The organism is Streptomyces flavotricini (assembly GCF_020639365.1).
Classification (GTDB): Bacteria; Actinomycetota; Actinomycetes; order Streptomycetales; family Streptomycetaceae; genus Streptomyces; species Streptomyces flavotricini.
This window is the reverse complement of sequence record NZ_JAINUL010000001.1, coordinates 495,067-517,489: the sequence shown is the minus strand read 5'-3', so window position 1 is coordinate 517,489 and position 22,423 is coordinate 495,067. Positions and strand designations below refer to the sequence as shown.

Below are 22,423 nucleotides of genomic sequence, written 5' to 3'. Positions count from 1 at the left end.
ACTCCGTGTCACGCCGCGTGGGCGTGGCCGGCCTCCCGGTGCATGCCGTGGCACAGCGCCCAGACGATGAAGAGGTTGACGGCGACCAGCACGGTGGCCCAGATCGGGTAGTACGGGATCCACAGGAAGTTGGCGATCGCGCCCAGACCCGCGACGAACACGCCGAGGAAGCGTGCCCACAGGGCCCCGGTGAGGACGGCGCAGCCCGCCAGGATGATGATGATCCCCAGGATGAGGTGGACCCAGCCCCAGCCCTGCAGGCTGAACTCGAACACGTAGTGCCGGGTGGAGAGGAACAGGTCGTCCTTGGCGACGGCCGCGATTCCCTCGAAGAGGGCCATGGCCCCGCCGAAGATCATCAGTGCTGCCGCGAGGACGGTGCTTCCGGAGGTGGGCCCGTGCCACGGGCTGGGGTCGGCGCCGACCGCTCCGGTTCGGGTACTGGCCATGTCGGCCTCCTTGCTTGGCGCGGCCGTCCGGTCAGCCGAGCGCCGGACCGTCGCGATCTCCATCTCAGCGTGGCACGGGGGCACCCCGTCGGCACTCCGACGTCACGAATCGTCATCGGCGCCGTCTCCGGCCTGCTGCTCGCGATGGCCGAGGGCGCTCCGTCTGGATCGCCAACGCGATCTACCTGGCCTTCCTCCTGTCCTCGGTGCTCAGCTCCGTGGTCAAGGTCATCTCGTACCGGTTCGGCTTCCACCCGTGGTGAAGCCGACGAGGGTCACCGACACCATTCGCGCCCAGCGCTTCGCACACGACGAGATGACCCAGGCCGAGCTCGCCCGCCGCATCGGCGTGAGCCGCCAGACGTTCATCGCCATCGAGCAGGGCCGCTACTCGCCCTCGCTGGAGACGGCCTTCCAGATCGCCCAGGTGTTCGGGGTGCCTCTCGACGGCGTCTTCCAGTACTCGGCCGACGGCGGCGGCGCGAACGGCACGTGCACACCGGGCGGCACGGACGACGACGGAGGGGACAGCCGATGAGAGCCATGGTCCAGGACGTGTACGGACCGCCGGAGGTCCTGCGCCTCGAAGAGATCGACCGGCCCGTTCCCGGGCCCGGCGAGGTGCTCCTGCGGCTGCACGCGGCGGGCCTCGACCAAGGGGTCTGGCACCTCATGACGGGCACTCCCTGCGCCCTGCGCGCCGCGGGCTTCGGCCTGCGCGCACCCGGGCAGCGGGTCCGGGGCATGGACGTGGCGGGCCGCGTCGAGTCCGTCGGACCGGGCGTCACCCGCTGGCGGCCCGGTGACGAGGTGTACGGCACCTGCACCGGCTCCTTCGCGGAGTTCGCGTGCGCCAAGGAGAAAGGGTTGGCTCCGCGTCCGGCCCGGCTCACCCCCGAAGAGGCGGCCGTCGTCCCGATCTCGGCGAGCACGGCCCTCCAGGCCCTGCGCGCGGGCGGCTGGAGCCCGGTCAGCGGGTCCTGGTGATCGGCGCCGGCGGCGGGGTGGGGACGTACGCCGTCCAACTGGCCAAGGCGCTCGGGGCCGGACACGTCACCGGAGTCTGCAGTACTCCCCAAGCGGAGCTGGCGCGCTCCCTCGGCGCCGACGAGATCGTGGACTACACGCGCGAGGACCCCACCGACGCGGCCCGCCCGTACGACCTCGTCCTCGACATCGGCGGCAACCGCCCCCTGCGGGGGCTGCGCCGGGCGCTGACCCCGCGCGGGACACTGATCACCGTCGGCGGCGAGACCGACGGCCGCTGGATCGGCGGCCACGACCGGCAGCTGCGCGCGCTCCTGCTGTCGCCGTTCACCCGTCACCGCCTGCGGGGACTCGCCGCCAGCCCGCGATCCGAGGACCTGCGCGCGCTGGGGGGCATCGAGTCCGGCGCGCTCACGCGGGTGGCGGCCGGCTGCCGTCGGATCACTCCCCGAACGCGCCGTGCCGCCCCGCGCCCGAGGCGAAGCGGCCGGCCCCCGCCGCAGTCTCGCCAGCGCCCAGCGGGAACAGGCCATGGCGGTACTCCCCGGCCAATGCCTCCGCCTCCTCCAGCCCGTGCTGTTCCAGGACGGACAGCCGGTCGTGGCGCATGCACAGTTGGGGGAAGGCGGCGATCTCGCGCGCCAGCTCCTCCGCGGCCCGACGTGACAGCCCCGGCGCCACCACCCGGTTCGCGAGCCCGATCGAGTGCGCCTCGGCGGCGGCGACCGGGCGACCCGTGAGGATCAGGTCCATGGCCCGGCTCTCGCCGATCAGCCGGGGCAGCCGCACCGTACCGCCGTCGATCAGCGGCACGCCCCAGCGGCGGCAGAACACGCCGAAGACCGCGTCCTCCTCCACGACCCGCAGATCGCACCAGAGCGCCAGCTCCAGGCCCCCCGCCACCGCGTGCCCGGAGACGGCCGCGATCACCGGCTTGCTCAGCCGCATCCGGGTCGGCCCCATGGGCCCGTCCCCCGAAGCGAGCACCTGATTGCCGCGCTCGGTGCCGATGGCCTTGAGGTCGGCGCCGGCGCAGAAAGTACCGCCCTCGCCCCAGAGCACGGCGACGGCCGCCTCCTCGTCCGCCTCGAACCGGCGGAAGGCATCGGCGAGCTGCGCAGCCGTCGGACCGTCAACGGCGTTGCGGACCTCCGGCCGGCTCAGGATCACCGTGAGCACCGGGCCGTCCCGTTCGACCCGCACCGGCGCCGGCTCATCCGCCATGCCGCCCCCTCACTGGCTGTCCTCGGTGAGCGGCCCGTAGTGGTACGCGAGATCCCGCCAGGTCAGCGCGCCGCCGGGCTGCTCCTCCTGCTCGGGGCGGGCGAACCGCGCCATCCGCCACGCGCCGCGGTTGGGGCCCTCGGTGAGCCGTGTCCACACGTCGAGGTCGGCGTCGAGAACACGGGTGGGACCGTCGTCCCCGGGGTCGATGTCGTCGATGAGGGACCAGTGGCGCAGGTCGGGGCGCTGGGCCAGCCGCTCCTGGTAGGCGGCGGCCCGGGCCATGAAGTCGCGACCGCCGGCCGGGGCACGCTTGACGTGCTCCAGCTCGTAGGCGTGGGCGAGGCTGGTGAGCGTGTGGCGCATGTGACCAGCCTAAAAGCTTGCGCCCCGGTCCGGGAGCCGGTCCGGAGATCTACTCCATTTCGGCTCTCGCGCCCGCGCGGCATTCGAACGTCTTTGCGTCCGGCTAAGGGCTGTCCCGTGATCCGCGGGTGGTCAGCGCGCGGCGTCAGATGCGGTGCATCGCAAGGCGGAGGGTCGTCCTCGTACGGGGCGTATTCGGGCGATCCCGACCACGCGGCGAGGTGCCGTAGCTGGCGCCGCGCGCCCGCCGGGGATTACGGGACAGCCCTTAGGGTGCTCGCCAGACGTTGGCGAACGCCGCCTTCTCGATGGACCGCCGTTGACGTACGGCTTCCAGCTCCATCACCGCGTCGTGGACGATGGCCAGCACGGTCGTCACCGCCTCGTCGTCGAGGTCGAGTTCCTCCTCGGACGGGCCGCTCTGCACGCCCACCACCGCCGCGAGGGCGGCAAGCACGGGCTCGTCCGCCTCCCAGCGGTTCCGTGCCCGGCGCAGCGCGGCCGAATCGGCCAGCTCCACGCGCTCCGCCCCGAAGAGCGACCTTCCGCCGCGTCCCCGCGTCAGCTCGCCGTCAGCCTCCAGGGCGGCCTGGTACGCCGCGGCGAGGTCACGGCCCCTGCGCCAGAGCCAGTCATCGACGTGCTCGTACGGCACCTGCCGGGTGAGCGCGGCCGACGCCTCGCCCAGGAGGCGGTCGTCCGAGGCCGACGGTCCGCCCGGAACGATGCTGTCACCGTCCAGGGTGACGACCTGCGCGCCGATGAGATCGATCAGCTCGGCCCCCGCGAGGGCGAGCGACAAGTCGCCCTGCCCCACGGGGTGGTCCGGCTTCGGATCCATGGCGATGATGAACAGGTCTTTCGCCGTGGTCATGAACGGCTCCCCTCGGGGTCATCGGCAGTGGTGTGGTCCCACCGGGCGCCAGTATCGCGCGTGCCCGCGGTCAACCGCGGGAGGGCGCTCAGCGCTCGTAGCGCCGGTGGAAACGCTCCACCCGGCCCTCGGCGTCCACGATCCGCGCGGTCCCCGTGTAGAACGGGTGGCTCGCCGACGAGATCTCGACGTCGACCAGGGGGTAGGTCTTGCCGTCTTCCCACTCGATGCTGCCCGGCGCGTGCGCGGTCGACCGGGTCAGGAACGCGGTGCCGGCCGCGCGGTCGCGGAAGACGACGGAGCGGGATTCGGGGTGGATGCGGGGCTTCATGCGGTGTCCTTCCTCATGCACGTGGGCGGCGCGTGCCGCGTGCGAGCGGTGGCGCCCGCATACGTGGCGGTCGGTTCCCGGAACGCCTCAGCGTTCCTCTCGAAAGACGACGTGCTTCCCGGCCAGAGCGTCGTACTTCCGCAGGACGAGCCGGTCGGGGTCGTTCCGGGTGTTCTTGCGCGTCGTGTAGGTGGTGCCGGTGCCGGCCGTCGACTTCAGCCGGACGACGGGGCGTGTGGTGTTGCGTGCCACGGGGTGCTCCTCTCGGTGACATCCGCGCGGTGTTTGACCCGCGCATGCCAGCTGACTCCTCCAACAGGAGACCGGCCCGGTGCATTCCCGCCCCGCGACGCAACCCGCTCCGTTCCCCGTCCGAGGGATCATCGGTGTGGGTGCGCGTGCGGTGGTGCGCGGCCGCCCTGGCCCTCCTCGGCCGCCGTCGCGTCCTCCTCGGCCGCCGCGGACATGCGCGACGCCGGGGCCATCGACGAGGAGGTCGCCAGGGAACTCGTCGACATGCGCAACCAGGCCAAGGCGATCACCCGCGCGGGCATGACCCCGGAGGAGGCGCGCATCCTGGAGGAGCGGAACACGGCCAAGTACGGCAACCCCCTGGGCCCCACGGCGGACCGGATCGCCACCGGCCCGCCGCCCGGGCTCAGTTGACCTCGGGGCCCGCCTCGCCGCACTCCCGTTCCCAGGCCGCGGCGAACATCTCGTGCAGCGGTGCCGTCGGCAGGACCCGCCCGAACGGGCTGCGGATCTCGTTGCGCCACAGCGGGCGCACCGCGTGCGGAGCCAGCTTCACCGTCTCCAGGGGCAGGTGCGGGGACTTCAGCTCACTCCACTCCCCGGGCAGGAACAGGGTCCGGCCCGCCCGCGCCCGCCTGGCCTCCACCACCCGGCCCGTGCCCAGCAGTTCCGTACGGGCCGCGGCGTGCTGCTTGGGCGACCAGCCGTTCCAGCGCCGCACGTTCCGGTCGGTGGGCGCGGCGAGCGTCGCCAGCTGGAGGTACAGGGCAGCCGCGTCCGCGCCGACCCCGAGCCGCTCGGACACCCGTACCACCAGCTCCGGGCACGACTGCCGCGGGTCCGCCTCGTAGGAACCGGCCGGCACCGCTGCGGAGCGGGCCCGGTGCATCATCCGCTCCAGACCGCCGCCGGCCGACAGCGGCGCCACCCGGTCCAGCTCCTCGGCCAGGTCGGTGACCTCCCTCACCCGCCGCCACACCTGCGGGTCGGCCACCGCCGCGGGCCGCAGGAACGCGGCGCCGCCGGGCGCGCACACCACCAGCGGCCCGGAGTCGTACGCGGTCACCCCGACCGGCTTCGCCTCCTTGCGGCGGTCCACCGCCACCGGCAGCCGCGCGGGCCCGAACCGCTCCGCGATCCGCTCCGAGGTGTCCTGGACCCGCCCACCGGCCAGCGCCATCAGCAGATCCGGACGGGCGAGCTCCGCGCGCAGCCTCTCGTACAGGTCCATGGCGCCGGCGACCGCCGGATCACCCACGGGCCGGTCCGTCCAGGCCCACACCAGCGCGCCCGCCATCTGCCAGAGCGAGAGCCCCACCGGGGTGCGGTACGGCAGCTCCGCCCCGGCCGGCGGCACGGCCCGGACCTCCACGCCCGCCCCGTACGGAGTCGCCGCCAGTTCCCAGCCGGCCGCTTCCACGGTCGCGTCCGCGGCGGCCCCGTATCCGCCCGCGAGCCGCCGGGCCCACACCTCCGGGAGCCCCAGCTCGGCCTCCAGGGCGTCGGCCGCCTCGTCGTCCAGGGCGGGGAGCGTCCCGAGACGCTCGCACCACACCGCGGCCATGCGCTCCGCGGCGGCCTCGATCCCGCCCGCCCGCCACAGTTCGGCCGGGTCCTCGGGCAGGCCCGCCGCCAGGACGGCGCGCCGGCCCGCCCCGCCGAGCCGGGCCCGCAGCCGCTCGTACGACTCGGCCGTCATCGGCGTCGCCTTGTACGGGGCCTTGCGCGCCAGGGCACGGTCCTCGTCACGGTCGGGGCGGCCGACCAGACCGGCCACCACGAGCCGGGCCACCGCCCTGCGCACGCCGGTCAGCTCGGCGAAGCGCGCGGCCGCCGACTCCGGCACCCGGACCGGCCCGTGCGCCTCGATCGCCGCGATCAGGGCCCGCAGCCGTGCGGCGTCATCGCGCGCCACCCGCACGAGCCGGGCCTGCGGAACCGCCGCCGGTACCGGGTCAGCGTCCGCGTCCGCCCCAACCGAAGGGGCGGCGGCCGCCACGAACCAGGTCTGCGAGCCGCCGGCCCGCACCGGCCAGGACGCCGCCGCGATCCCGCCCTCGCGCAGCCCGTCCACGACCCCGGCGGACGCGCGGCCCACCCACCACCGGCCGCCCGCGCGGGCGAACGGCTGGTCGGCCCAGGTGTCCAGCAGCGCCACCAGAGCGGCCCGCTCCCCGTCCGCGGTCGGCTCCACCGCCGCGCGCCAGGCGGCGGCGTCGATCGCACCCATCAGCTGCGACCAGTCCCGCGGGGGCGCCGGCGGCGAGAGCCGGCGCACCTCCTCGGCGATGGTCCCCGCCAGACAGGCCCCGTCCGTGGCCAGCGCGCCCAGCGTCGCGGGCAGGCCCGCACCGGGGCTCCGGTGCCGCGGGTCGTCGCCCCCCTCCGAGACGAGCCCGAACAGCGCGGGCATCAGCTCGGTGTCCGGGGCGGACCGGCGCGGCACGGCCGGCGGAGCCTGCGCGAGCAGGGTCACCCGCCGGTGCAGGGCGAGCCTGCGCTCCTCCACCCGGGCGGCCCGCCCGGCCACCGCCACCACGGCCTCGACCAGCACCGGATCGCCGATGCCCGGCAGCTCCCTGGCCACGGCGGCACGCAGTTCCCGCGCGTCCGCGCGGGCGGCCTTCAGGAGGGCCTCCGCGGTTTCCCGGCCCACCCCTCTCAGCGTCCGGGATCCGGCCGCGTCCCGGGTCCGCAGCAGGTACCAGAAGGCGGGTGGCAGGGCCACGCCCCCGGACGCGGTGACCCGGCGCACCGGGGCCACCCGCGGATTGCGCGGCGACTGGTGCCCGTCCAGCTCCCACAGCAGCGAGCCGTCGGCGGCGTACGCGCGCACGCCCGTCCGCGTCTGCGCCTCGGCGAGGACCACGTCCTCCACCGCACCTTCCGGCGGCGCCCACAGGCCCCAGGGCTCCTGGCCCGGCCGGTCGATGTCGAACCGGGCCGTACGCCCGTCCACGCTCTCCAGCAGGTAGTGGTCCGGCGCGTGGTCGCGGTGCCGGGTACGGAACAGCACGCGCGTACCGACCAGCCCGTCCCGGCTGCCCAGCGGGGAGGTGGTCAGACCGGCGGGCAGCGGCGCCAGTTGCAGGGCCTCCGTGGCCGGCGACATGCCGACCTCGGACGGCTCCGCGGCCGGATCGGCGCTCGCCGCGCGGCCCGGGAAGTCCGGCAGCGCGACCGGTCCCCGCGGCTCCCCGGTGACCGGGTCCACCACCTCCCACGGCCGGCGCCCGAACACGGCGTTGGTCCAGATCCGCGAGCCGTCGCCGAGCTGCAGCTCGTCCCGGTCGATGCCCTCCCTGCCGCCCGGACGCAGGACCCGTCGGCCACCGTGGCGCCCGCCCCCGTCGGCGGTCTCGAACTGGAAGCCGTACGCCCCGTCCAGGCTGCCGCCGAACGGCACGAGCCCGCCCACCTCGTCGGGTGCGAACACCTCCGCGGGACGGTCCGCCCACACGGCGGTGTCGCAGTGGTACGGGCTGCGCTCGACCGTCCAGCTGACCAGGAAGGAGCCGCCCACGTAGTGCACCGCGTACATGGTCGCTTCGTCGGGCACCGCGAACCCGCAGGATCCCCGCACCCCGTCCGGTCCGACCGCGACCGCCCGGTCCCGCCCGAACACCGTCAGCACCGGCCAGGTGGCGGTCACTCCGGCCACCCCCGCCGGCCCCGGCGGCGCCCCGTCCGCCTCTCCGGCGCCGACGCCCGCCGCGAACTCGGCGTACACCGACTCCAGGGCCGGCCAGGCCAGTTCCTCGGGCAGCCCGGCCGCCAGCGAGCGCCGCAGCGCACCGGCCGTCCCCGCCTCGGCGAGGGCGTCCGCGATCCCGCCGAGCGCCGACACCGTCGGGCGGTCCAGTACGGTCTCCAGCTCGGCCACGGCCTCCTCGGCCCCGGCCATCCCGCCGCCGGCCAGGGTGTCGACGAGCTTGCCGACCCGTACGGCGACCTCCTGCGCGATGCCCTCGTTGCCCGGGAGCAGGGTCACCGCCGAACCGGAGCGGCGCCCGCGCGCCGGCCCCCACCGCGGCAGCAGATCCGCGTGGACCGTCCCCTCCAACCGCGGGCCGAACACCGGGTCGGCGGCCAGCGCGGACAGGTCCCGCCGCGACCGCTCGCCCCAGAACCGCATCCGCGTCTCCGGCCCCGGGTCGACGACCGCCACCCCGGCCGCCAGACACGCGTCCAGCACGTCCGCGTCGAAGCCCTGGTAGTGGTGGCGGGTGGTGTGCACCGTCACCGGGGTCCCCTCAGACCGCAGGCGCGGCCCCAACCGGCCCACCAGATCGAGGAATTCCACCGGCAGCGGCTGCCGGGCCACCCCGCCCCCGGACTGCGCCGCGTACTGGTACATCCGTACGTAGTTCCCCACCCAGTGGTGCAGCCCGCCCTCGGGCACCACCCGCCCGGCCGCCATGGCCTCCGCGGCGCCACAGCCGATGAGCATCCGCAACCAGGCTCCGCCGTCGGTGACTCCGTCCGGGAACACCTCCACCAGCCCGGCGAGGAGGGCGTCCGCCGGCGGATGCGCCGTCAGGACCGTGCCCGCGGCGTCGAGAAGCGCGTCCGGCACGGACTTCTTCCGCGTGACCGACAGGATCGAGCCCACCAGCCGGGCGGCCTCCTCGTCCCCGTACCCGGCGGCCTTCGCGGAGGCCCGCACCCGGCGCACCAGATCGGCCGGCAGGTCCGCCGGCGAACCCGCCCAGGCGGTCAGGAACGCCTCCAGGGCCGTGTGCGCGGCGGACGGTTCCAACGTCTCGGCGAGGAACCGCTGGTGCGCCCCGAACTCCTTGGCCGGCATGGCGCCGCCCGCCGCGAACAGCAGTGCGTTGGCCCTGCGGTATCCGGCGTCGACCGGGAGCCGGTGCCGGGTCTCGGCCGCCCGCGCCGCAGCGTAGGCGCGGCCGCCCGGGCGGCTCCCGTAGCCGATCAGCCGATGCCCCACGGTGTCCCAGAACCACGGCAGATGCGCCGCCGGCAGCCGCCGCGCCCGCGCCGCCATCGTGTCCACGAACCGGCCGGGCTTGGTCCAGGACCGCCCGAGTTCGCCGCGCATGTCCTCGATCAGATCGCGGGCGCTCCCGGCCGCGCCCGGGTCGTGGGCGGCGACCCAGTCGGCGTAGGTGGTCGAGGTGTGGGCACCGGCGGTGGGCAGCAGGGCTTCCAACGAGACGATCATGCTTCGCATCGTCGCACGCGGCTCCGACAACGCCGCCCGACGGGGAGACCGGACGGGCTCGTTGCCCCGTCGCGCCCGTCGCGCCCGTCGCGCCCGTCGCGCCCGCCCGTCCGCCCACCCGTCCGTCCGGCAGCGTGTACGACGAACGGGCCCGGCCCGCGGGTTCCCGTTCAGCCGGCCGGCTCGTGGTCGGTGAACAGGGAGACCAAGCTGTGCGGGGCGTTCTCGTCGAAGCACAGCTCGTGGTTGCGGGCGGCCTCGGCGGCTGCGTCGGCGCTCCGGGGGAAGAGGGCTTCCTCGTACGCGGTGAGTGCGGCCTCGAGGTCGTCCGGGTGCGCGGCGATGGCGTTGCCGAGCTCGGCGCCGTCGTACATGGCGAGGTTGGCGCCCTCGCCGGCGAACGGTGACATCAGGTGGGCGGCGTCACCGAGCAGCGTGACGCCGGGCACGCGGTCCCACCGGTGCCCGATCGGCAGGGCGTTGACGGTCCGCGGAACCGGAGGGGTCTCGCCGTCCGTGATGAGCGCGGTGAGCTCCGGGGCCCAGCCCTCGAACTCCGCGGCGATGCGGGCGATGGCCGCGTCCGCGTGATCGAAGTCGATGCCGGCGATCCACTCCTCCGGCTTGTTGAGCGCCACGTAGGTGTGCAGGACGCCGCCGGACTCCCGGTGGGCGAGGATCCCCTTCCCGGGCGCGAGTGCGAAGAGCGACCCGCCGCCGACCGCCCGTGCACTGGCCGGGTGCCGGGTGTCGGAGTCGTACAGACAGGTCTCGACGAAGGAGATCCCGACGTACTCGGGCTTCGCGTCGGACAGCAGCGGACGGATCCGCGACCAGGCCCCGTCCGCGCCCACCAGCAGGTCCGTGGTCACGGTCGCCCCGTCCGCGAACGTCACCTCGTGCCGGCCGCCGCCGAGCGGGCGGACCGAGGCGGCCTTGCGCCCCCACTCGATCGTGTCGGCCGGCAGCGAGTCGAGAAGGATGCGCCGCAGGTCGCCGCGGTGGACCTCCGGACGCCCGCCGGTGCCCTCGTCCGGCTCGTCGTGGAGCACCGTTCCGTCCCGGTCGAGCACGCGTGAGGCTTCACCGCCCTCGTGGACGAGCCCCAGGAATTCGTCGAACAGGCCGGCGGCCTTGAGGGCGAGCTGCCCGTTGTGGTCGTGGATGTCGAGCATGCCGCCCTGCGTGCGCGCGGTCGGCGAGGGCTCCGCCTCGTAGATCGTCGCGGGAATTCCGTGGAGGTGGAGGACGCGGGCGAGGGTCAGCCCTCCGAGCCCGGCTCCGATGATCGTGACGTCAGTGGCCATGGTGATTCCCTGCCTGTCGCATCTCTGGACGTACTGGAATGCCGTTCCACACCCCACACTGGAACCCCGTTCCAGAGATGTCAAGCTGGAACGGGGTTCCAGGCCTGTGCCAGGATGGACGCATGGCAACCAGGACGCGTCGTGCGGAGCGACGGGAGGAACCGCTCTCCCGTGAGCGGATCGTCGAGGCGGCGATCGGGATCCTCGACACGGCGGGCGAGGGCGGACTCACGTTCCGCGTGCTGGCCGAGCGCCTCGCCACCGGGCCGGGTGCCATCTACTGGCACGTCTCGGGCAAGGACGAGCTCCTCGGTGCCGCCACCGAGGGCGTCGTCGCCGGCATCGTGCTCGGCGGCGCTTGCGCGTCGGCGACGCCGCAGGAGGCGATCCGCGCCCTCGGGCTCCGGCTGTTCGACGCGATCGACGCGCACCCGTGGATCGGCAACCAGCTCTCCCGCTCACCGGGGCAGTCGCCGATGCTGAGGGTCTTCGAACACCTCGGGCGCCAGGTCCGAGCGCTCGGAGTGCCCCGGGCCGCCCAGTTCACCGCCGCGTCCGCGCTCCTGAACTACATCCTCGGGGTGGCCGGACAGAACGCGGCCAACGCCCATGGCCAGGAATCGGAGAGGAACCGGACGGAGTTCCTCGACACCGTCTCGGCCGCATGGGCGAATCTCGATCCCGACGAGTACGCGTTCACCCGTGACGCCGCGGAACAGCTCCGCGATCATGACGACCGAGTCGAGTTCCTCGCCGGAATCGACCTCATCCTCGCCGGAATCGCCGCGTCGGCATCGGACTGACCCGGCGCTGCCGGACGCGTCGAGCGGGCGCCGTTCTCGCGGGACGGGTTACGGCCGGAGTTCTCGCGGTGGGCCTCCGCTTCCGCCCCGCGGCCGGGTGTACCGGCCCACGAGGCGGCCGCGGAGGCCCGGGCCCCGCGGGCCGGTGTCAGAGGTCGATCGAGCGGTACTCGTCCAGCACGGCGAAGCCGGTGCTGTCGTAGAGGCCCATCGCGACCTCGTTCCCGCCGAACACGTTGAACATCATCACCTCGTCGCCGCCGTGCCGCGTGGCCCACTCGCCGACGGTCATCGCGGCCCGGCCGTACCCCTTGCCCCGGTGTTCCTCGTGCACTTCCAGCGAGAAGCCGAAGGTCACGCCCGGCAGGAAGCCGTGGTTCACCCAGCCGGTGCCGACCACCCGGCCGTCGGCCTCCATCGCGTAGAAGCCGTGACCCGGGGTCAGGTACCCCTGCGGGAGGTGGCGCGCGAAGTCCTGGTCGGACTTCTCCTCGGCCTGCTCCGGAGTGAGCGCACCGGCCCGGACGATGTCCGCGATGTACGCCGCTTCCTCGGCGGCGTACCAGCCCGGGTACTCCTCCTCGGTGAGGGGGCGGACCGTCAGGCCCGCGGGCAGCACCGGCCGCTCGGCCGCGACCCGCATCCGGTTCTGTCCCCGTACGGGATAGTCCGCGAACGCTTCCGCCCCCGCTCCGCCGGTGAGCCGGACCTCCACCCGCTCCGCACCCTGCCCGGCGCACCACCGCTCGGCCCACTCCCGCCCCCGCGGCGCCGTCAGGTCGTGGATCCGGCCCACGAGGGCGCCGTTCTCCTGCGCCACCCCGACCGCGATCCAGCCGGTGCCGTCCGTGGCCACCGTCCAGTCCTCGATCCCCTTCACCGCCCGCTCCAGCAGGGCCCGTGCCAGCGGCTCCGAACACCCCGCGGCCCGGTACCCGGCCAGCACCCGCTCCTCGAACCCGCCCCGCCACTCGGCCTGACAGGTCACCATCCCCATCTCGTCCATCCGCCCACCCTAGGCGTGACCGCGAACAGGGCCCGCTTCCTTTTCGAGGGAGGCTCCGTGAGGGCGGGCGACCGCCGGTACATCAACCGCCGGGTGCGGCTGTATGTGTTCTTTGTGGCTGGATATGATCGGCGCCTGTCGCTCGCGCGATCCTGCCCCGCCGCATCCCGAGGACCGATGACTCCCATACCCGAAGGCACCCCAGGGCCGTCGAAGGCCCGAAGACGGCGCACCGTGCGCCTCCGCACGATGCTCATCTGGCTCGCGGTCGTCCCCACCGTGGCCATGGGCACCCAGGTGGCGGTGACCGCCGAACGGCTGCTGGTGCAGGCCGACCACCTGCGCGACGACTTGGCGGCCAGCAAGCGGATCGGCGAGCCGCTTTTCCGGCTCATGGCCGAGCTGCAGGCCGAACGCAAGATGACCGCCGCGCGGTGGGCGGGCACCCCGGTCCCCGACGCCGACCTGCGCGACCGCAGGGCCGCCACCGACAGGGCCGTGGCCGAGTTCCGGCGGCTCTCGGCCGACACCGGCGGTCGGCCGGAGTCCGCACAGGCCGCGGAACACGTGAGCGACGTCAAGACCCGCCTCGACCAGCTGACCGCCTTCCGCTCGCGCACGGACGCCCGAACCGGCGTCGCCGCGCAGACGATCGCGTACTACAACGGCGTCATCGACGGGATCACCGGCCTCTACCAGGGGGCGTTCAGCCGCACCGACGACGCCGAGCTCGTCGAGGAGAGCCGCCCGGTCGTGGCGATGATCTCCGCCTCCGAGATGCTGGCCCGCCAGGACACGATCCTCACGCTGGCAGGGCCTTCCAGAGAGCTGACCCCCGCCGCCTTCGGGGAGTTCCTCGACGACGCCGGTGCGCACCGGCACCTGTACGACACCTGGATCGTGCCGTACCTGCCGGCCGGGGAGAAGGAGACGTACGAGAAGATCACCTCCTCGGAGGCCTGGAAGACCAAGCTCCGCGTCGAGAACGCCATCATCGCGCAGCACAAGGTCACCGATGCGGGGATGAAACTGCCGGCCGATGTCGGGGCCTGGCCGGCGGCGTACCAGGAGTTCGCGGCTCAGCTGGTCGAGCTCGGCACCCAGCGCTCGCGGGATCTGCTGGCGCACGCCGACGCGAACGCCGGCGAACTGGAGACCCAGGTCTACTGGCTGGTCGGCGGAAGCGCCGGCGCACTGCTGCTCGTCGTGGCCGTCGTCGTGGTCACCACCCGCTCGGTGCTCCGCCGCCTGCGGCGGTTGCACGAGCGGACCGTGGCCATCGCCGAGCAGACGCTGCCGGACGTCGTGGCCCGGCTGCACCGCGGCCAGCCCGTCGACGACGCCACGCTGCCGTCGGTGAGCGGGAACCAGGACGAGGTCGGACGGATCAATGACGCGTTCGCCCGGGTCGTCGCCGTGTCCGTCGACGGCCACCGTCAGCTCGCGGCCGAACGGCACGGCTTCGGCATGTTCGCCTCCGGCATCGCCTCGCGCACCGGAAACCTGGTCAGCCGCCAGCTGACCCTCACCGAGGAGATCCAGGACACGTTCGGCCACGACGAGGCACTGCTCGCCGAGTTGATGCGGTCCGACCAGCTGACCGTCGGCATGCGACGGCAGGTCGAGAACCTGCTCATCCTGTCCGGCGGCGAGGTCCCCGACCCGCACACCGAGCCGATGCGGGTCGCCGACCTGCTGCGCGAGGCGGCGGCGGAAGTCGAGGACTTCCGGCGGATCGAACGGCACGCGCTGGACGAGGCGAGCGTCGAACCGAGCGTGATCAGCCAGATCAGCCACCTGCTGGCGGAGCTGCTGGACAACGCCACCCGGTTCTCGCCGCCGAGGTCGAAGGTGGTCATCCGGGCCGAACTTGTCGCGGACGGGCTGTCGGTGGAGATCGAGGACCGCGGGCCGCGCGTGGGCGCGGCCGGCTACGAGGAGATGAACCGGCGCCTCCACTCGGCCCCGCCCTACTCCGAACTCGCCGAGAACGCGCACCGGCTGGGCCTCTTCGTGGTCGGCCACCTGGCCGACCGGCTGAGGGCCAAGGTCACGCTGAGGCGCTCGGTGTACGGGGGGACCTCGGCGGTCGTCGTGCTGCCGAACGACCTGCTGGCGCGGCCGGCCGCCCCGGCCGGATCCGCCGCGCCCGTATCGGCGCCGGTCCCCGCTCCCGTGCGCGTGGCCGCACGGCGGGCCGCGCCCGAACCGGCCCCGGAGCCGGCCGCCGCCGAGCGGCCGGAGCCGGACCCGACCCCGGTGCCGGCGCAGCATACGCCCGCGCTCCGGCCCGTGACCGGGGGAGGCGGCAGCCGCCCCGCCCTCCCGGAGCGCGTCCCGCAGACCCACATGACCAGGCAGCTGCGCGCGCCGCGAGCGCCCGAGCCGGAGCCGGGCCCCGGCACGGACACCCCCGAAGAGGTCGCCGACGCCTGGGCGGACTATGAAGAGGGGACGCAGAAGGTGGAAGCCGAGCTCAGACAGGAACAGGATCAGCGATGACGACGACCCCCAACTCCGCGACGTCCGGCACTTCGACGTCGAACGACGCGATCTTCAGCGTTCTGGAGAACCATCTGAACCGGATCGCCGGCATCCAGGGCGCCGTGCTCCTCTCCAACGACGGGATCCCGCTCACCGCCTATCTCCTGGACCGGGACCAGTCGGAACGCATGGCGGCCGCCGCCTCCGGGATCGCCGCCACGATGAAGGCGATATCCCGGGAGATCGACGGCGGCCGGGTGATCCGCCAGCTGGTCGAGATGGACGACCGCTACCTGTGCGTCGTGGGGTGCGGGGAGGGCAGCACGCTCCTCGTGGTGACCTCCCGCAAGGCCCGCCTCGGTGAGCTGGGCGGCGAGGCCGTGCGTACGGCCCAGGCGCTCGGTGAATGGCTGGGCACTCCCGAGCGTCCCGCGGCGCCGAAGTCGTAATGCCCGAGCCCGAGATGTCGGAGCCCGAAAGACCCGAATCCCCGGCGTCGCAATCCCCGGAGCCGGAATCCGAGGTCTCGGAAGTCGAGGCGTCGGAAACCGGGCCGTCCGCACGGGAGACGCCCGGGGAGCCGCGGCGCGGCAGCCGCCGCCGTACCCGGCTGTACGCGCTGACGGACGGCCGGACCGCCGCGCCGCACACGGTCCTCACCATGGACACGACGATCACGGCGGCCGTCGGCGCCGAAGGCGGGGGCGGCCTGCCCACCGAGTGGCAGGCCGTCCTGGCCATGTGCGCCCCGCCGGGCGGGCTGGCGGTCGCCGAGATCGCCGCGCGCATGCGGATCCGGCTCACGCCGATGACGCTGCTGCTCGGCGAGCTCGCGGACCGCGGGCTGATCCACCATCAGCCGCCCTTGCAGGGGGCGGAGACCACCAACGTCCACATGCTCATGAGAATCAGGGACAACCTTGCCCGGATATGATGGATTCGACCCGTCTGTCGCCGCTGCCGGACAGGTGTCGCCTGTCAAGATCCTCGTCGCGGGAGGCTTCGGCGTCGGCAAGACGACCCTGGTCGAGACGATCTCCGAGATCGAGCCGCTGCGCACGGAGGAGCGGCTGACCGCGGCCGGAGTGGGCGTCGACGACCTCGACGGGATCGAGTCCAAAGCGGTCACCACGGTGGCGATGGACTTCGGCCGGCTCACCCTCGCCGACGCGGGGGTCGTCCTCTACCTCTTCGGCACCCCGGGCCAGGAACGCTTCTGGTTCATGTGGGACGACCTGCTGAGCGGAGCCCTCGGCGCGCTCGTCCTGGTCGACACGCGGCGCCTGGACCGCAGTTTCCCGGCCGTCGACTTCTTCGAGAGCCGCGGGCTGCCGTTCGTCGTGGGCGCGAACTGCTTCCACGGCGAACAGCCCTACACCGCCGAGGAGATCGGCGCCGCGCTGCACCTGCGCGACCCCCAGACGCCCGTCCTGCTGCTCGACGCCCGCGCCCGCACGGACGCCCGCGACGTGCTCCTCGCCCTCCTCGACCTGCTGATCAGCTCGGCGGACGCGGCGTAGGGCGAGCGGCGGGCGGCCGCGCCGGCCGCTCCTCAGGAATCCGCGCCGCCGTCGGGCCGGGGCGGAGCGGTGGGTGCGGCGCCGGCGGCCGGTGCGGCGGCGAGGTCGGCGAGGATGGCCTCGGCCAGGCCCTCGCGGCGGATCCGCTGGTCGACGTACAGCAGGGCGCTCGCCAGCTGGCTGTATCCGATCTGGAAGACCTGGCTCGCGGCGCCGCCGATGAGCACCAGGAGGAAGGCGAACACCAGCGCCGTGATGACCCCCGCCGAGGGGGCGCCGCCACCTTCGGGGATCCCCTGGAGGGCGGGCATGATCGCGAACATGCCGATGAAGTTGAACGGCAGCTGGATCGCGTACGCGATCGCCCCCGCCAGCATGACGGCGACGAGGGTGAAGCCGAAGATCCGCCACCAGTCGCCCCGTACCAGCGCCGACGAGCGGCGCAGTGCGGTGACGGGACCCGCGCCCTCCAGGACCACGACGGCCGGGGCCAGGCCGAACCGGATGTTGAGCCAGACGGTCAGCGGCACCGCGGCCAACAGGAGCAGCGGCAGGAGGCCGAGCAGCGCGACCGCGCCGTCCCCGGATCCGGCGGAGGCCACCAGGGGCACCCACACCGCCAGGACGAGGAACACCGGGGCGCCTGCGATCAGGACGCTGAGGAACAGCGCGCCGGCCACCGCGGGAGCCCGCCGGACCGAGGACCGCCACAGCGCGCGGAAGGTGGTGGAGCGGCCCATCACGGCTTCCTTGAGGACCGCCGGACAGAGCGCGGCGATGACCGACACGCCGAGCACGCCGATGACGAAGAGCAGTACGAACACGGCGACGGCCGCGACGACCAGTGGGACGACGTGCTCGGACGCCGGATCCTCGCCGAACGGCGGATCGAAGACGGGGTCGAAGTGGTCGTGGACCGCGACCACGGCCGTGCCCACCACGAGGGCCATGACGGGCAGGACGATCGCCTGTACGGCCAGCACCACACCGGCGAGCGTCTTCCAGTGGCCGCGGATGGTCGCGAACGATCCGCTGACGATGTCCCCGAGGGCCAGTGGTCGCAGGGGTATCACTCCCGGCTGAGGCGCCGGTGGGGGGCCTCCCCACTGCGGGGCGCCACCCCAACCGCCCCCGTACGCTCCCGGCCAGCTGTTCTGCGTCATGCACATGCTCCGTATGTCGTCCCCCAGTGGGACGGACAACATATCCCAGCTGGTCAGGGACATGGCATGCAGCCGACGCCCGTTCGGGGAGGCGAGAGGAAGGCGGACGTCCCTACTTGAACGGCACGTTGACGCAGGCGAGCCGCGCCCCGGCCGTACCGGCGCTGCCGGTTCCCGTATGGGTGGCGTGCTCGTGGATCACCACGGAGCGGGCCCGGTCCGTGCGGAACCGCCAGTCGAGGGTGGACGCCGAAGCGCCGTCGCCGTGCCGGTCGGTGGTGATGTCGAGCCACGCCTCGTTGCGGGGATTGGCGTATGCGGGGTTCGTCGAGGGCTGTTTGGGGTCCACGGCGTCCTGGTAGTGCGGCCCGGAGTCGTTGGGCATGCTGCCGCAGGGCTTCTGGTGCACGTGGGCACCGAACGTCCGGTTCGCCTCCACGCCTTGGAGGCGCAGTTCCACGTGGGTGTCGTCGCCGACCCGCTCGGTGACGGTGACCTTGCCGCCGACGGGTACGGCTCTGGTGTCGAAGGTGACCGCCTGGTGCGCGTGCGGGCCGCCGGCCGCCCGGAACGAGTCCTCGATCGTCACGTCCTGGCCGGTGACCGCGCCCAGGGGCAGGAGGACGGCCAGGGACGCGGCGAGCGCTGACACGAGGAAGGACATCTTCGGCTCCTCTCGCCACGGGCGTCCCGGATCGCCGGCGGAACAGGGCCCGGTGTACGGCATCGTCGGGACGTGTCCGCCGGCGCTTTCCGGGCCATGTTCCCGCACCCGGCGGCCTCGCGCAGGGCACATCGGGGGTGTCGGCCCCTTTTGCCCTGATCAGCCGCGTGATTCCGCGGGCCGCGTCTCGGCGAGGCGGCGCGAGCCACCCCGGGGGCGGCACCGGATGCGGGTCAGGGGGTCACGAGCGGTGCGTGCCGTTCGCTGAGCCGGCGTACGGCCCCGGCGATGCGGGGGTCGGTCGCCGCCCGGAAGGGGGCGACCGGGGTTGCCCGGGCGCCGATGACGAGGCCGGTACGGCCCGTCAGGGCGCGGTCGGTGGCGGCGGCGATCGAGGGCCTGGCCGCGACGGAGGCGGGGCCGGAGGTCGATCGCTCGAACTTGCGGCGCACCAAGGGCCACATGAGCCTCAGGGCGGGGGTGACGATCTTCGGGTCGGTCAAGGTGCCGTCGGTCATGTCGGTGGCGGCGCCGCCGGGGTCGGCGGCGAAGACCGATACGCCGGTGCCGTCGAGCCGCGCGGCCAGGTCGAGGGTGTAGGCGAGGTTGGCGAGTTTGGCGCGACCGTACCAGTGGAAGCCGTAGTAGCCGCCGGGCGGCTCGACATCGTCGAACACCCGCTTGGCGACCCCGACCGCACCCGAGGTGACGTTGACGATCCGGCTCGGAGCGGCGGCCGTCAGGGTGGGGAGCAGGAGCTCGGTCAGCAGGTAGGGGGAGAGGTGGTTGACGAGGAACGACGCCTCGACACCGCCCAGGCTGTGCCGGTCGGCGAACATCGCGCCGACGTTGTTGACCAGTACGTCCAGCCGTTCGCCCGAGGCGGCGTGTTCGGCGGCGAGGCGGTCGGCGAGCGCGCGTACCTCGTCGAGGGAGGCGAGGTCGGCGGCCAGGAACCGGGCCGGGTGGGCCGGGCCGGTCGCGTTGATGCGCTCGACCGCGCGGGCGCCCCGGTCGGGGTCGCGTCCGACCACGGTGACCGCGTGACCGGCGGCGGCCAGACCCAGTGCGGTCTCCAGGCCGATGCCGGCGGTCGAGGCCGTGACCACGGCGGTTCTCTTCATCACGCGTCTCCTCCGGGCAGGCAATCGGATGGATCATCCGTTTAATCGAGGACGACCGTAACATGTATGCGGATGATGTATCCGTTTGAGGTTGCGGTAAAGATGGGTGCATGAGGGGACTGCGATGCGACACGCCACGGGCGATCTGACGCCCGGCACCGGCGGCTACGACGCCGAGCTGCGCAGGCACAACGAGGTGCTGCGCCGGGCGGCGGGAGTCCGGTTCCGCGACCACGTACTCGACATCGGCTGCGGTGCCGGGCAGACCACCCGCGAGGCCGCGCGTACGGCCCGGGCGGGCAGCGTGCTCGGCATCGACGTCTCGGCGCCCGCGCTCGAGCGTGCCCGCGGGCTGGCCCGGGCCGAAGGGCTGCGCAACGTCGCCTTCGAGCAGGCCGACGCCCAGGTGCACCGGTTCCCGCCGGAGCGCTTCGACCTGGCGATCAGCAGGTTCGGCACGATGTTCTTCGACGACCCCGCCGCCGCGTTCGCCAACGTCGGGCGGGCGCTGCGCCCGGCGGGGCGCCTGGTGATGATGGTCTGGCGGGCGCCCGAGCTCAACGCGTGGGACGTCACCATCCGCAGGTGCCTCGAAGCGGCCGCAGGGAAGGCGGCCGGCGCCTCCGGGGGACCGGACCCGTTCTCGCTCGCCGATCCGGCTGCCGTGCGGGAGATCCTGCGGGGCGCGGGGTTCGTGGACGTCGCGTTCACCGACGTCCACGAGCCGGTCTACTACGGTCCTGACGCGGCCGCAGCCCTCGACTGGGTCCGCGGCTTCACGTGCACGAGTGAAACCCTCGGGCGACTGGATCCGGCTGCCGCCGCCCGCGCCGTCGAGAACCTGCGCGGTGCGCTCGCCGAGCACCTGACCGACGAGGGCGTCCGGTTCGACTCCCGCGCCTGGATCGTCACCGCGCACCGCGCCGGGACGGTGTGAGGCACAGGGGAACGAACCGTCGGCCGAGCTTCGCGGCCCGCGCCGAGGGGTGACGGCGCTCAGGACGAGGCGGCGGCCTGATCGGCTGGAAGGTCCCGTCAGGAGGAACGATCCTCCGCGGGGCCTCCCGGGTGACGCCGGGCGGCGCCCGGCCCGGCATCGCGTGGCGCGGCGGACCGCTTGACCACCATGTGCCCGTGATCCCATCCCACTTGATCGGTGCGCTCTCCGCACTCGTCCTGCTCGCACCCGCCTCCGCGTACGCCGCCCCGGCCCCGGCCCCGGCCCCGGCACCCGCCGCACCCGCCGCCGCCCCCCGCCCGAAGGACTTCTTCGCCGACCTGCCCAAGGGCGGTGACCTGCACAACCACCTCTCCGGAGCGGTCACCACCGAGTTCCTGATCCAACTCGCCGCCGAAGACGGCCTGTGCATCACCACCGACACCACCACCGCCGTGCCCCCGCCGTGCGGGGCGGGAACCCGCCCCGCCGCCGACGCCGTCACCGACGCCGCGTTCCGCCGTCAGGTCATCCAGGCCTGGTCGATGCAGGACTTCCCGGCCGACGGCAACGGCCACGACCACTTCTTCGCGACCTTCGACAAGTTCGGCGAAGTGCCCTGGCGCCACCCCGGCCGCATTCTCGCGGAAGTCGCCAACACGGCCGCCCGGCAGAACCAGTTCTACCTGGAGACCATGATCACCCCGGCCTCCGGCCAGGCCCGCGCCCTCGCCGACCGGGTGGGCTACGACGCCGACCTCGACCGCATGCACGACGAGCTCCTCGCCGACGGAGGCCTCGACGCGGTCGTCCGGCAGGCCCGCACCGATGCCGACACGACCGACACCGAGTTCCGTGCCGCCGCGCACTGCGACACCCCGCGACCCGACGCCGCCTGCTCCCTCCCGTACCGCTGGATCTCCCAGGTCGCCCGTCTCGGCACGCCCGAGCGGGTGTTCACCCAGATGGCGCTCGGGATGCGGCTGGCCTCGCAGGACCCGCGCTTCGTCGCCGTCAACCTGGTGCAGCCGGAGGACGGCGAGGTCGCCCTGCGCGACTACCGCCTGCACATGCGGATGCTGAACTACCTGAAGACCCAGTACCCCAAGGCGCACATCACCCTGCACGCGGGCGAGCTGGTAACCGGCCTGGTCAAGCCGGAGGACCTCACCTTCCACATCAGGGAGGCCGCCCAGACCGGCCGCGCCGAGCGGATCGGGCACGGCGTGTCCGTCCTGCACGAGGACCGCTGGGAATCGCTCATGCGCTACATGGCCGACCGGCGGATCGCGGTCGAGGTCCCCTTCCACAGCAACGAGCAGATCCTGCGCGTCTCCGGCGACGCACACCCCTTCGCCACCTACCGACGCCACGGCGTGCCGGTCGTCCTCGCCACCGACGACCCGGGCGTGTCCCGGATCGAGATCACCGACGAGTACCGGCGGGCCGCGCAGATGTACGGGCTCGGCTACCCCGAACTGAGGGACCTGGCCCGAGCCTCCCTGGAGCACTCGTTCCTGCCCGGCCGCAGCATCTGGAACCGTGACCTGCGGGGCGGCTACCGGCCGGCCGGGCCGTGCGCCGGCGAGCGCCAAGGCGCCGAGCACCCGGGCGCGCGGTGCGCCGGCTTCCTCGCCGGCAGCCCGAAGGCGCAGGTCGAGTGGCGGCAGGAAGCGGCCTTCCACCGCTTCGAAGCGGCCCACCCCCGTACCACCCGCCCCGGCTCGCACTGACCCGGGCCCTCAAC

Annotated in this window: 22 protein-coding genes and 1 pseudogene; 11 read left to right on the top strand and 12 right to left on the bottom strand. The window is 73.7% G+C overall.

What is annotated here, in order from left to right:
* Positions 1–8: 8 nt before the first annotated feature.
* Positions 9–449 (bottom strand): DUF7144 family membrane protein, encoded by a 441-nt coding sequence (locus tag K7B10_RS02625; RefSeq protein WP_372481355.1) that lies wholly within the window; start codon positions 447–449, stop codon positions 9–11.
* Between the two features lie 256 nt (positions 450–705).
* On the opposite strand from K7B10_RS02625, the gene K7B10_RS41165 reads away from it, so the two are divergent.
* From K7B10_RS41165 to K7B10_RS02610, 3 genes and pseudogenes are all read left to right on the top strand, one after another.
* Positions 706–987, top strand: coding sequence for a helix-turn-helix transcriptional regulator (locus K7B10_RS41165; RefSeq protein WP_372481354.1), 282 nt, complete (start codon positions 706–708; stop codon positions 985–987).
* A complete protein-coding gene (locus K7B10_RS02615; protein ID WP_229334323.1) occupies positions 984–1,436 on the top strand; it encodes an alcohol dehydrogenase catalytic domain-containing protein in 453 nt (150 codons plus the stop codon). Before K7B10_RS41165 ends, K7B10_RS02615 begins: the two co-directional genes overlap by 4 nt.
* Positions 1,433–1,741: pseudogene (locus tag K7B10_RS02610) on the top strand (zinc-binding dehydrogenase); the annotation flags it as partial. The gene K7B10_RS02615 and the pseudogene K7B10_RS02610, both read left to right, overlap by 4 nt.
* A gap of 136 nt (positions 1,742–1,877) precedes the next feature.
* On the opposite strand, the gene K7B10_RS02605 reads toward K7B10_RS02610, so the two are convergent.
* The 5 genes from K7B10_RS02605 to rpmG form a co-directional block, all read right to left on the bottom strand.
* Positions 1,878–2,660 (bottom strand): crotonase/enoyl-CoA hydratase family protein, encoded by a 783-nt coding sequence (locus K7B10_RS02605; RefSeq protein WP_229334322.1) that lies wholly within the window; start codon positions 2,658–2,660, stop codon positions 1,878–1,880.
* Between the two features lie 9 nt (positions 2,661–2,669).
* Complete coding sequence (locus K7B10_RS02600; RefSeq protein WP_229334321.1) at positions 2,670–3,026, bottom strand: hypothetical protein; 357 nt, start codon at positions 3,024–3,026, stop codon at positions 2,670–2,672.
* 268 nt (positions 3,027–3,294) lie between these two features.
* The gene (locus tag K7B10_RS02595) at positions 3,295–3,900 is read right to left on the bottom strand and encodes a GOLPH3/VPS74 family protein (RefSeq protein ID WP_229334320.1); all 606 of its coding nucleotides are present in this window, start codon (positions 3,898–3,900) and stop codon (positions 3,295–3,297) included.
* 88 nt (positions 3,901–3,988) lie between these two features.
* Positions 3,989–4,231, bottom strand: coding sequence for a type B 50S ribosomal protein L31 (locus K7B10_RS02590; protein WP_229334319.1), 243 nt, complete (start codon positions 4,229–4,231; stop codon positions 3,989–3,991).
* Between the two features lie 87 nt (positions 4,232–4,318).
* Entirely contained in the window at positions 4,319–4,483 is a 165-nt protein-coding gene (rpmG, locus tag K7B10_RS02585) for a 50S ribosomal protein L33 (protein WP_229334318.1), read from the bottom strand.
* Between the two features lie 213 nt (positions 4,484–4,696).
* On the opposite strand from rpmG, the gene K7B10_RS02580 reads away from it, so the two are divergent.
* Positions 4,697–4,897 (top strand): hypothetical protein, encoded by a 201-nt coding sequence (locus K7B10_RS02580; protein WP_229345768.1) that lies wholly within the window; start codon positions 4,697–4,699, stop codon positions 4,895–4,897.
* Here the strand turns inward: K7B10_RS02580 and K7B10_RS02575 are convergent.
* Together K7B10_RS02575 and K7B10_RS02570 are read right to left on the bottom strand one after the other, a co-directional pair.
* On the bottom strand, positions 4,890–9,668 hold the full coding sequence (locus K7B10_RS02575; protein ID WP_229334317.1) for a hypothetical protein: 4,779 nt from the start codon (positions 9,666–9,668) through the stop codon (positions 4,890–4,892). The two genes, K7B10_RS02580 and K7B10_RS02575, sit on opposite strands and share 8 nt — an antisense overlap.
* A 170-nt stretch (positions 9,669–9,838) precedes the next feature.
* Positions 9,839–10,975: an FAD-dependent oxidoreductase gene (locus K7B10_RS02570; RefSeq protein ID WP_229334316.1), complete on the bottom strand. Its 1,137-nt coding sequence runs from the start codon at positions 10,973–10,975 to the stop codon at positions 9,839–9,841.
* Positions 10,976–11,097: 122 nt separating this feature from the next.
* Between K7B10_RS02570 and K7B10_RS02565 the strand changes: the two genes are divergently transcribed.
* On the top strand, positions 11,098–11,778 hold the full coding sequence (locus K7B10_RS02565; protein ID WP_229334315.1) for a TetR/AcrR family transcriptional regulator: 681 nt from the start codon (positions 11,098–11,100) through the stop codon (positions 11,776–11,778).
* Positions 11,779–11,926: 148 nt separating this feature from the next.
* Here the strand turns inward: K7B10_RS02565 and K7B10_RS02560 are convergent, their stop codons facing one another.
* Positions 11,927–12,784: a GNAT family N-acetyltransferase gene (locus K7B10_RS02560; protein ID WP_229334314.1), complete on the bottom strand. Its 858-nt coding sequence runs from the start codon at positions 12,782–12,784 to the stop codon at positions 11,927–11,929.
* A 234-nt stretch (positions 12,785–13,018) separates the two neighbouring features.
* Between K7B10_RS02560 and K7B10_RS02555 the strand changes: the two genes are divergently transcribed.
* From K7B10_RS02555 to K7B10_RS02540, 4 genes are read left to right on the top strand one after another with little or no spacing between them, the layout of a single operon-like run.
* Positions 13,019–15,286: a sensor histidine kinase gene (locus K7B10_RS02555; RefSeq protein ID WP_229334313.1), complete on the top strand. Its 2,268-nt coding sequence runs from the start codon at positions 13,019–13,021 to the stop codon at positions 15,284–15,286.
* Positions 15,283–15,717: a roadblock/LC7 domain-containing protein gene (locus K7B10_RS02550; RefSeq protein WP_030856876.1), complete on the top strand. Its 435-nt coding sequence runs from the start codon at positions 15,283–15,285 to the stop codon at positions 15,715–15,717. Before K7B10_RS02555 ends, K7B10_RS02550 begins: the two co-directional genes overlap by 4 nt.
* Positions 15,675–16,202 carry a DUF742 domain-containing protein gene (locus tag K7B10_RS02545; protein WP_308284470.1) on the top strand — a complete coding sequence of 176 codons (528 nt, stop codon included), beginning with the start codon at positions 15,675–15,677 and terminating at the stop codon, positions 16,200–16,202. Before K7B10_RS02550 ends, K7B10_RS02545 begins: the two co-directional genes overlap by 43 nt.
* A 34-nt stretch (positions 16,203–16,236) precedes the next feature.
* Positions 16,237–16,788 carry a GTP-binding protein gene (locus K7B10_RS02540; RefSeq protein WP_229334312.1) on the top strand — a complete coding sequence of 184 codons (552 nt, stop codon included), beginning with the start codon at positions 16,237–16,239 and terminating at the stop codon, positions 16,786–16,788.
* Between the two features lie 32 nt (positions 16,789–16,820).
* Here the strand turns inward: K7B10_RS02540 and K7B10_RS02535 are convergent, their stop codons facing one another.
* The 3 genes from K7B10_RS02535 to K7B10_RS02525 form a co-directional block, all read right to left on the bottom strand.
* Complete coding sequence (locus K7B10_RS02535) at positions 16,821–17,861, bottom strand: DUF7847 domain-containing protein (RefSeq protein ID WP_229334311.1); 1,041 nt, start codon at positions 17,859–17,861, stop codon at positions 16,821–16,823.
* 202 nt (positions 17,862–18,063) lie between these two features.
* Positions 18,064–18,615 carry a superoxide dismutase family protein gene (locus K7B10_RS02530; RefSeq protein WP_229334310.1) on the bottom strand — a complete coding sequence of 184 codons (552 nt, stop codon included), beginning with the start codon at positions 18,613–18,615 and terminating at the stop codon, positions 18,064–18,066.
* 233 nt (positions 18,616–18,848) lie between these two features.
* Positions 18,849–19,739 (bottom strand): SDR family NAD(P)-dependent oxidoreductase, encoded by an 891-nt coding sequence (locus tag K7B10_RS02525; protein WP_229334309.1) that lies wholly within the window; start codon positions 19,737–19,739, stop codon positions 18,849–18,851.
* Positions 19,740–19,863: 124 nt separating this feature from the next.
* Here K7B10_RS02525 and K7B10_RS02520 point away from each other — a divergent pair, with 124 nt between their 5' ends.
* The gene (locus tag K7B10_RS02520) at positions 19,864–20,676 is read left to right on the top strand and encodes a class I SAM-dependent methyltransferase (RefSeq protein WP_229334308.1); all 813 of its coding nucleotides are present in this window, start codon (positions 19,864–19,866) and stop codon (positions 20,674–20,676) included.
* 197 nt (positions 20,677–20,873) lie between these two features.
* Positions 20,874–22,409, top strand: coding sequence for an adenosine deaminase family protein (locus tag K7B10_RS02515; RefSeq protein ID WP_229334307.1), 1,536 nt, complete (start codon positions 20,874–20,876; stop codon positions 22,407–22,409).
* Positions 22,410–22,423 lie beyond the last annotated feature (14 nt).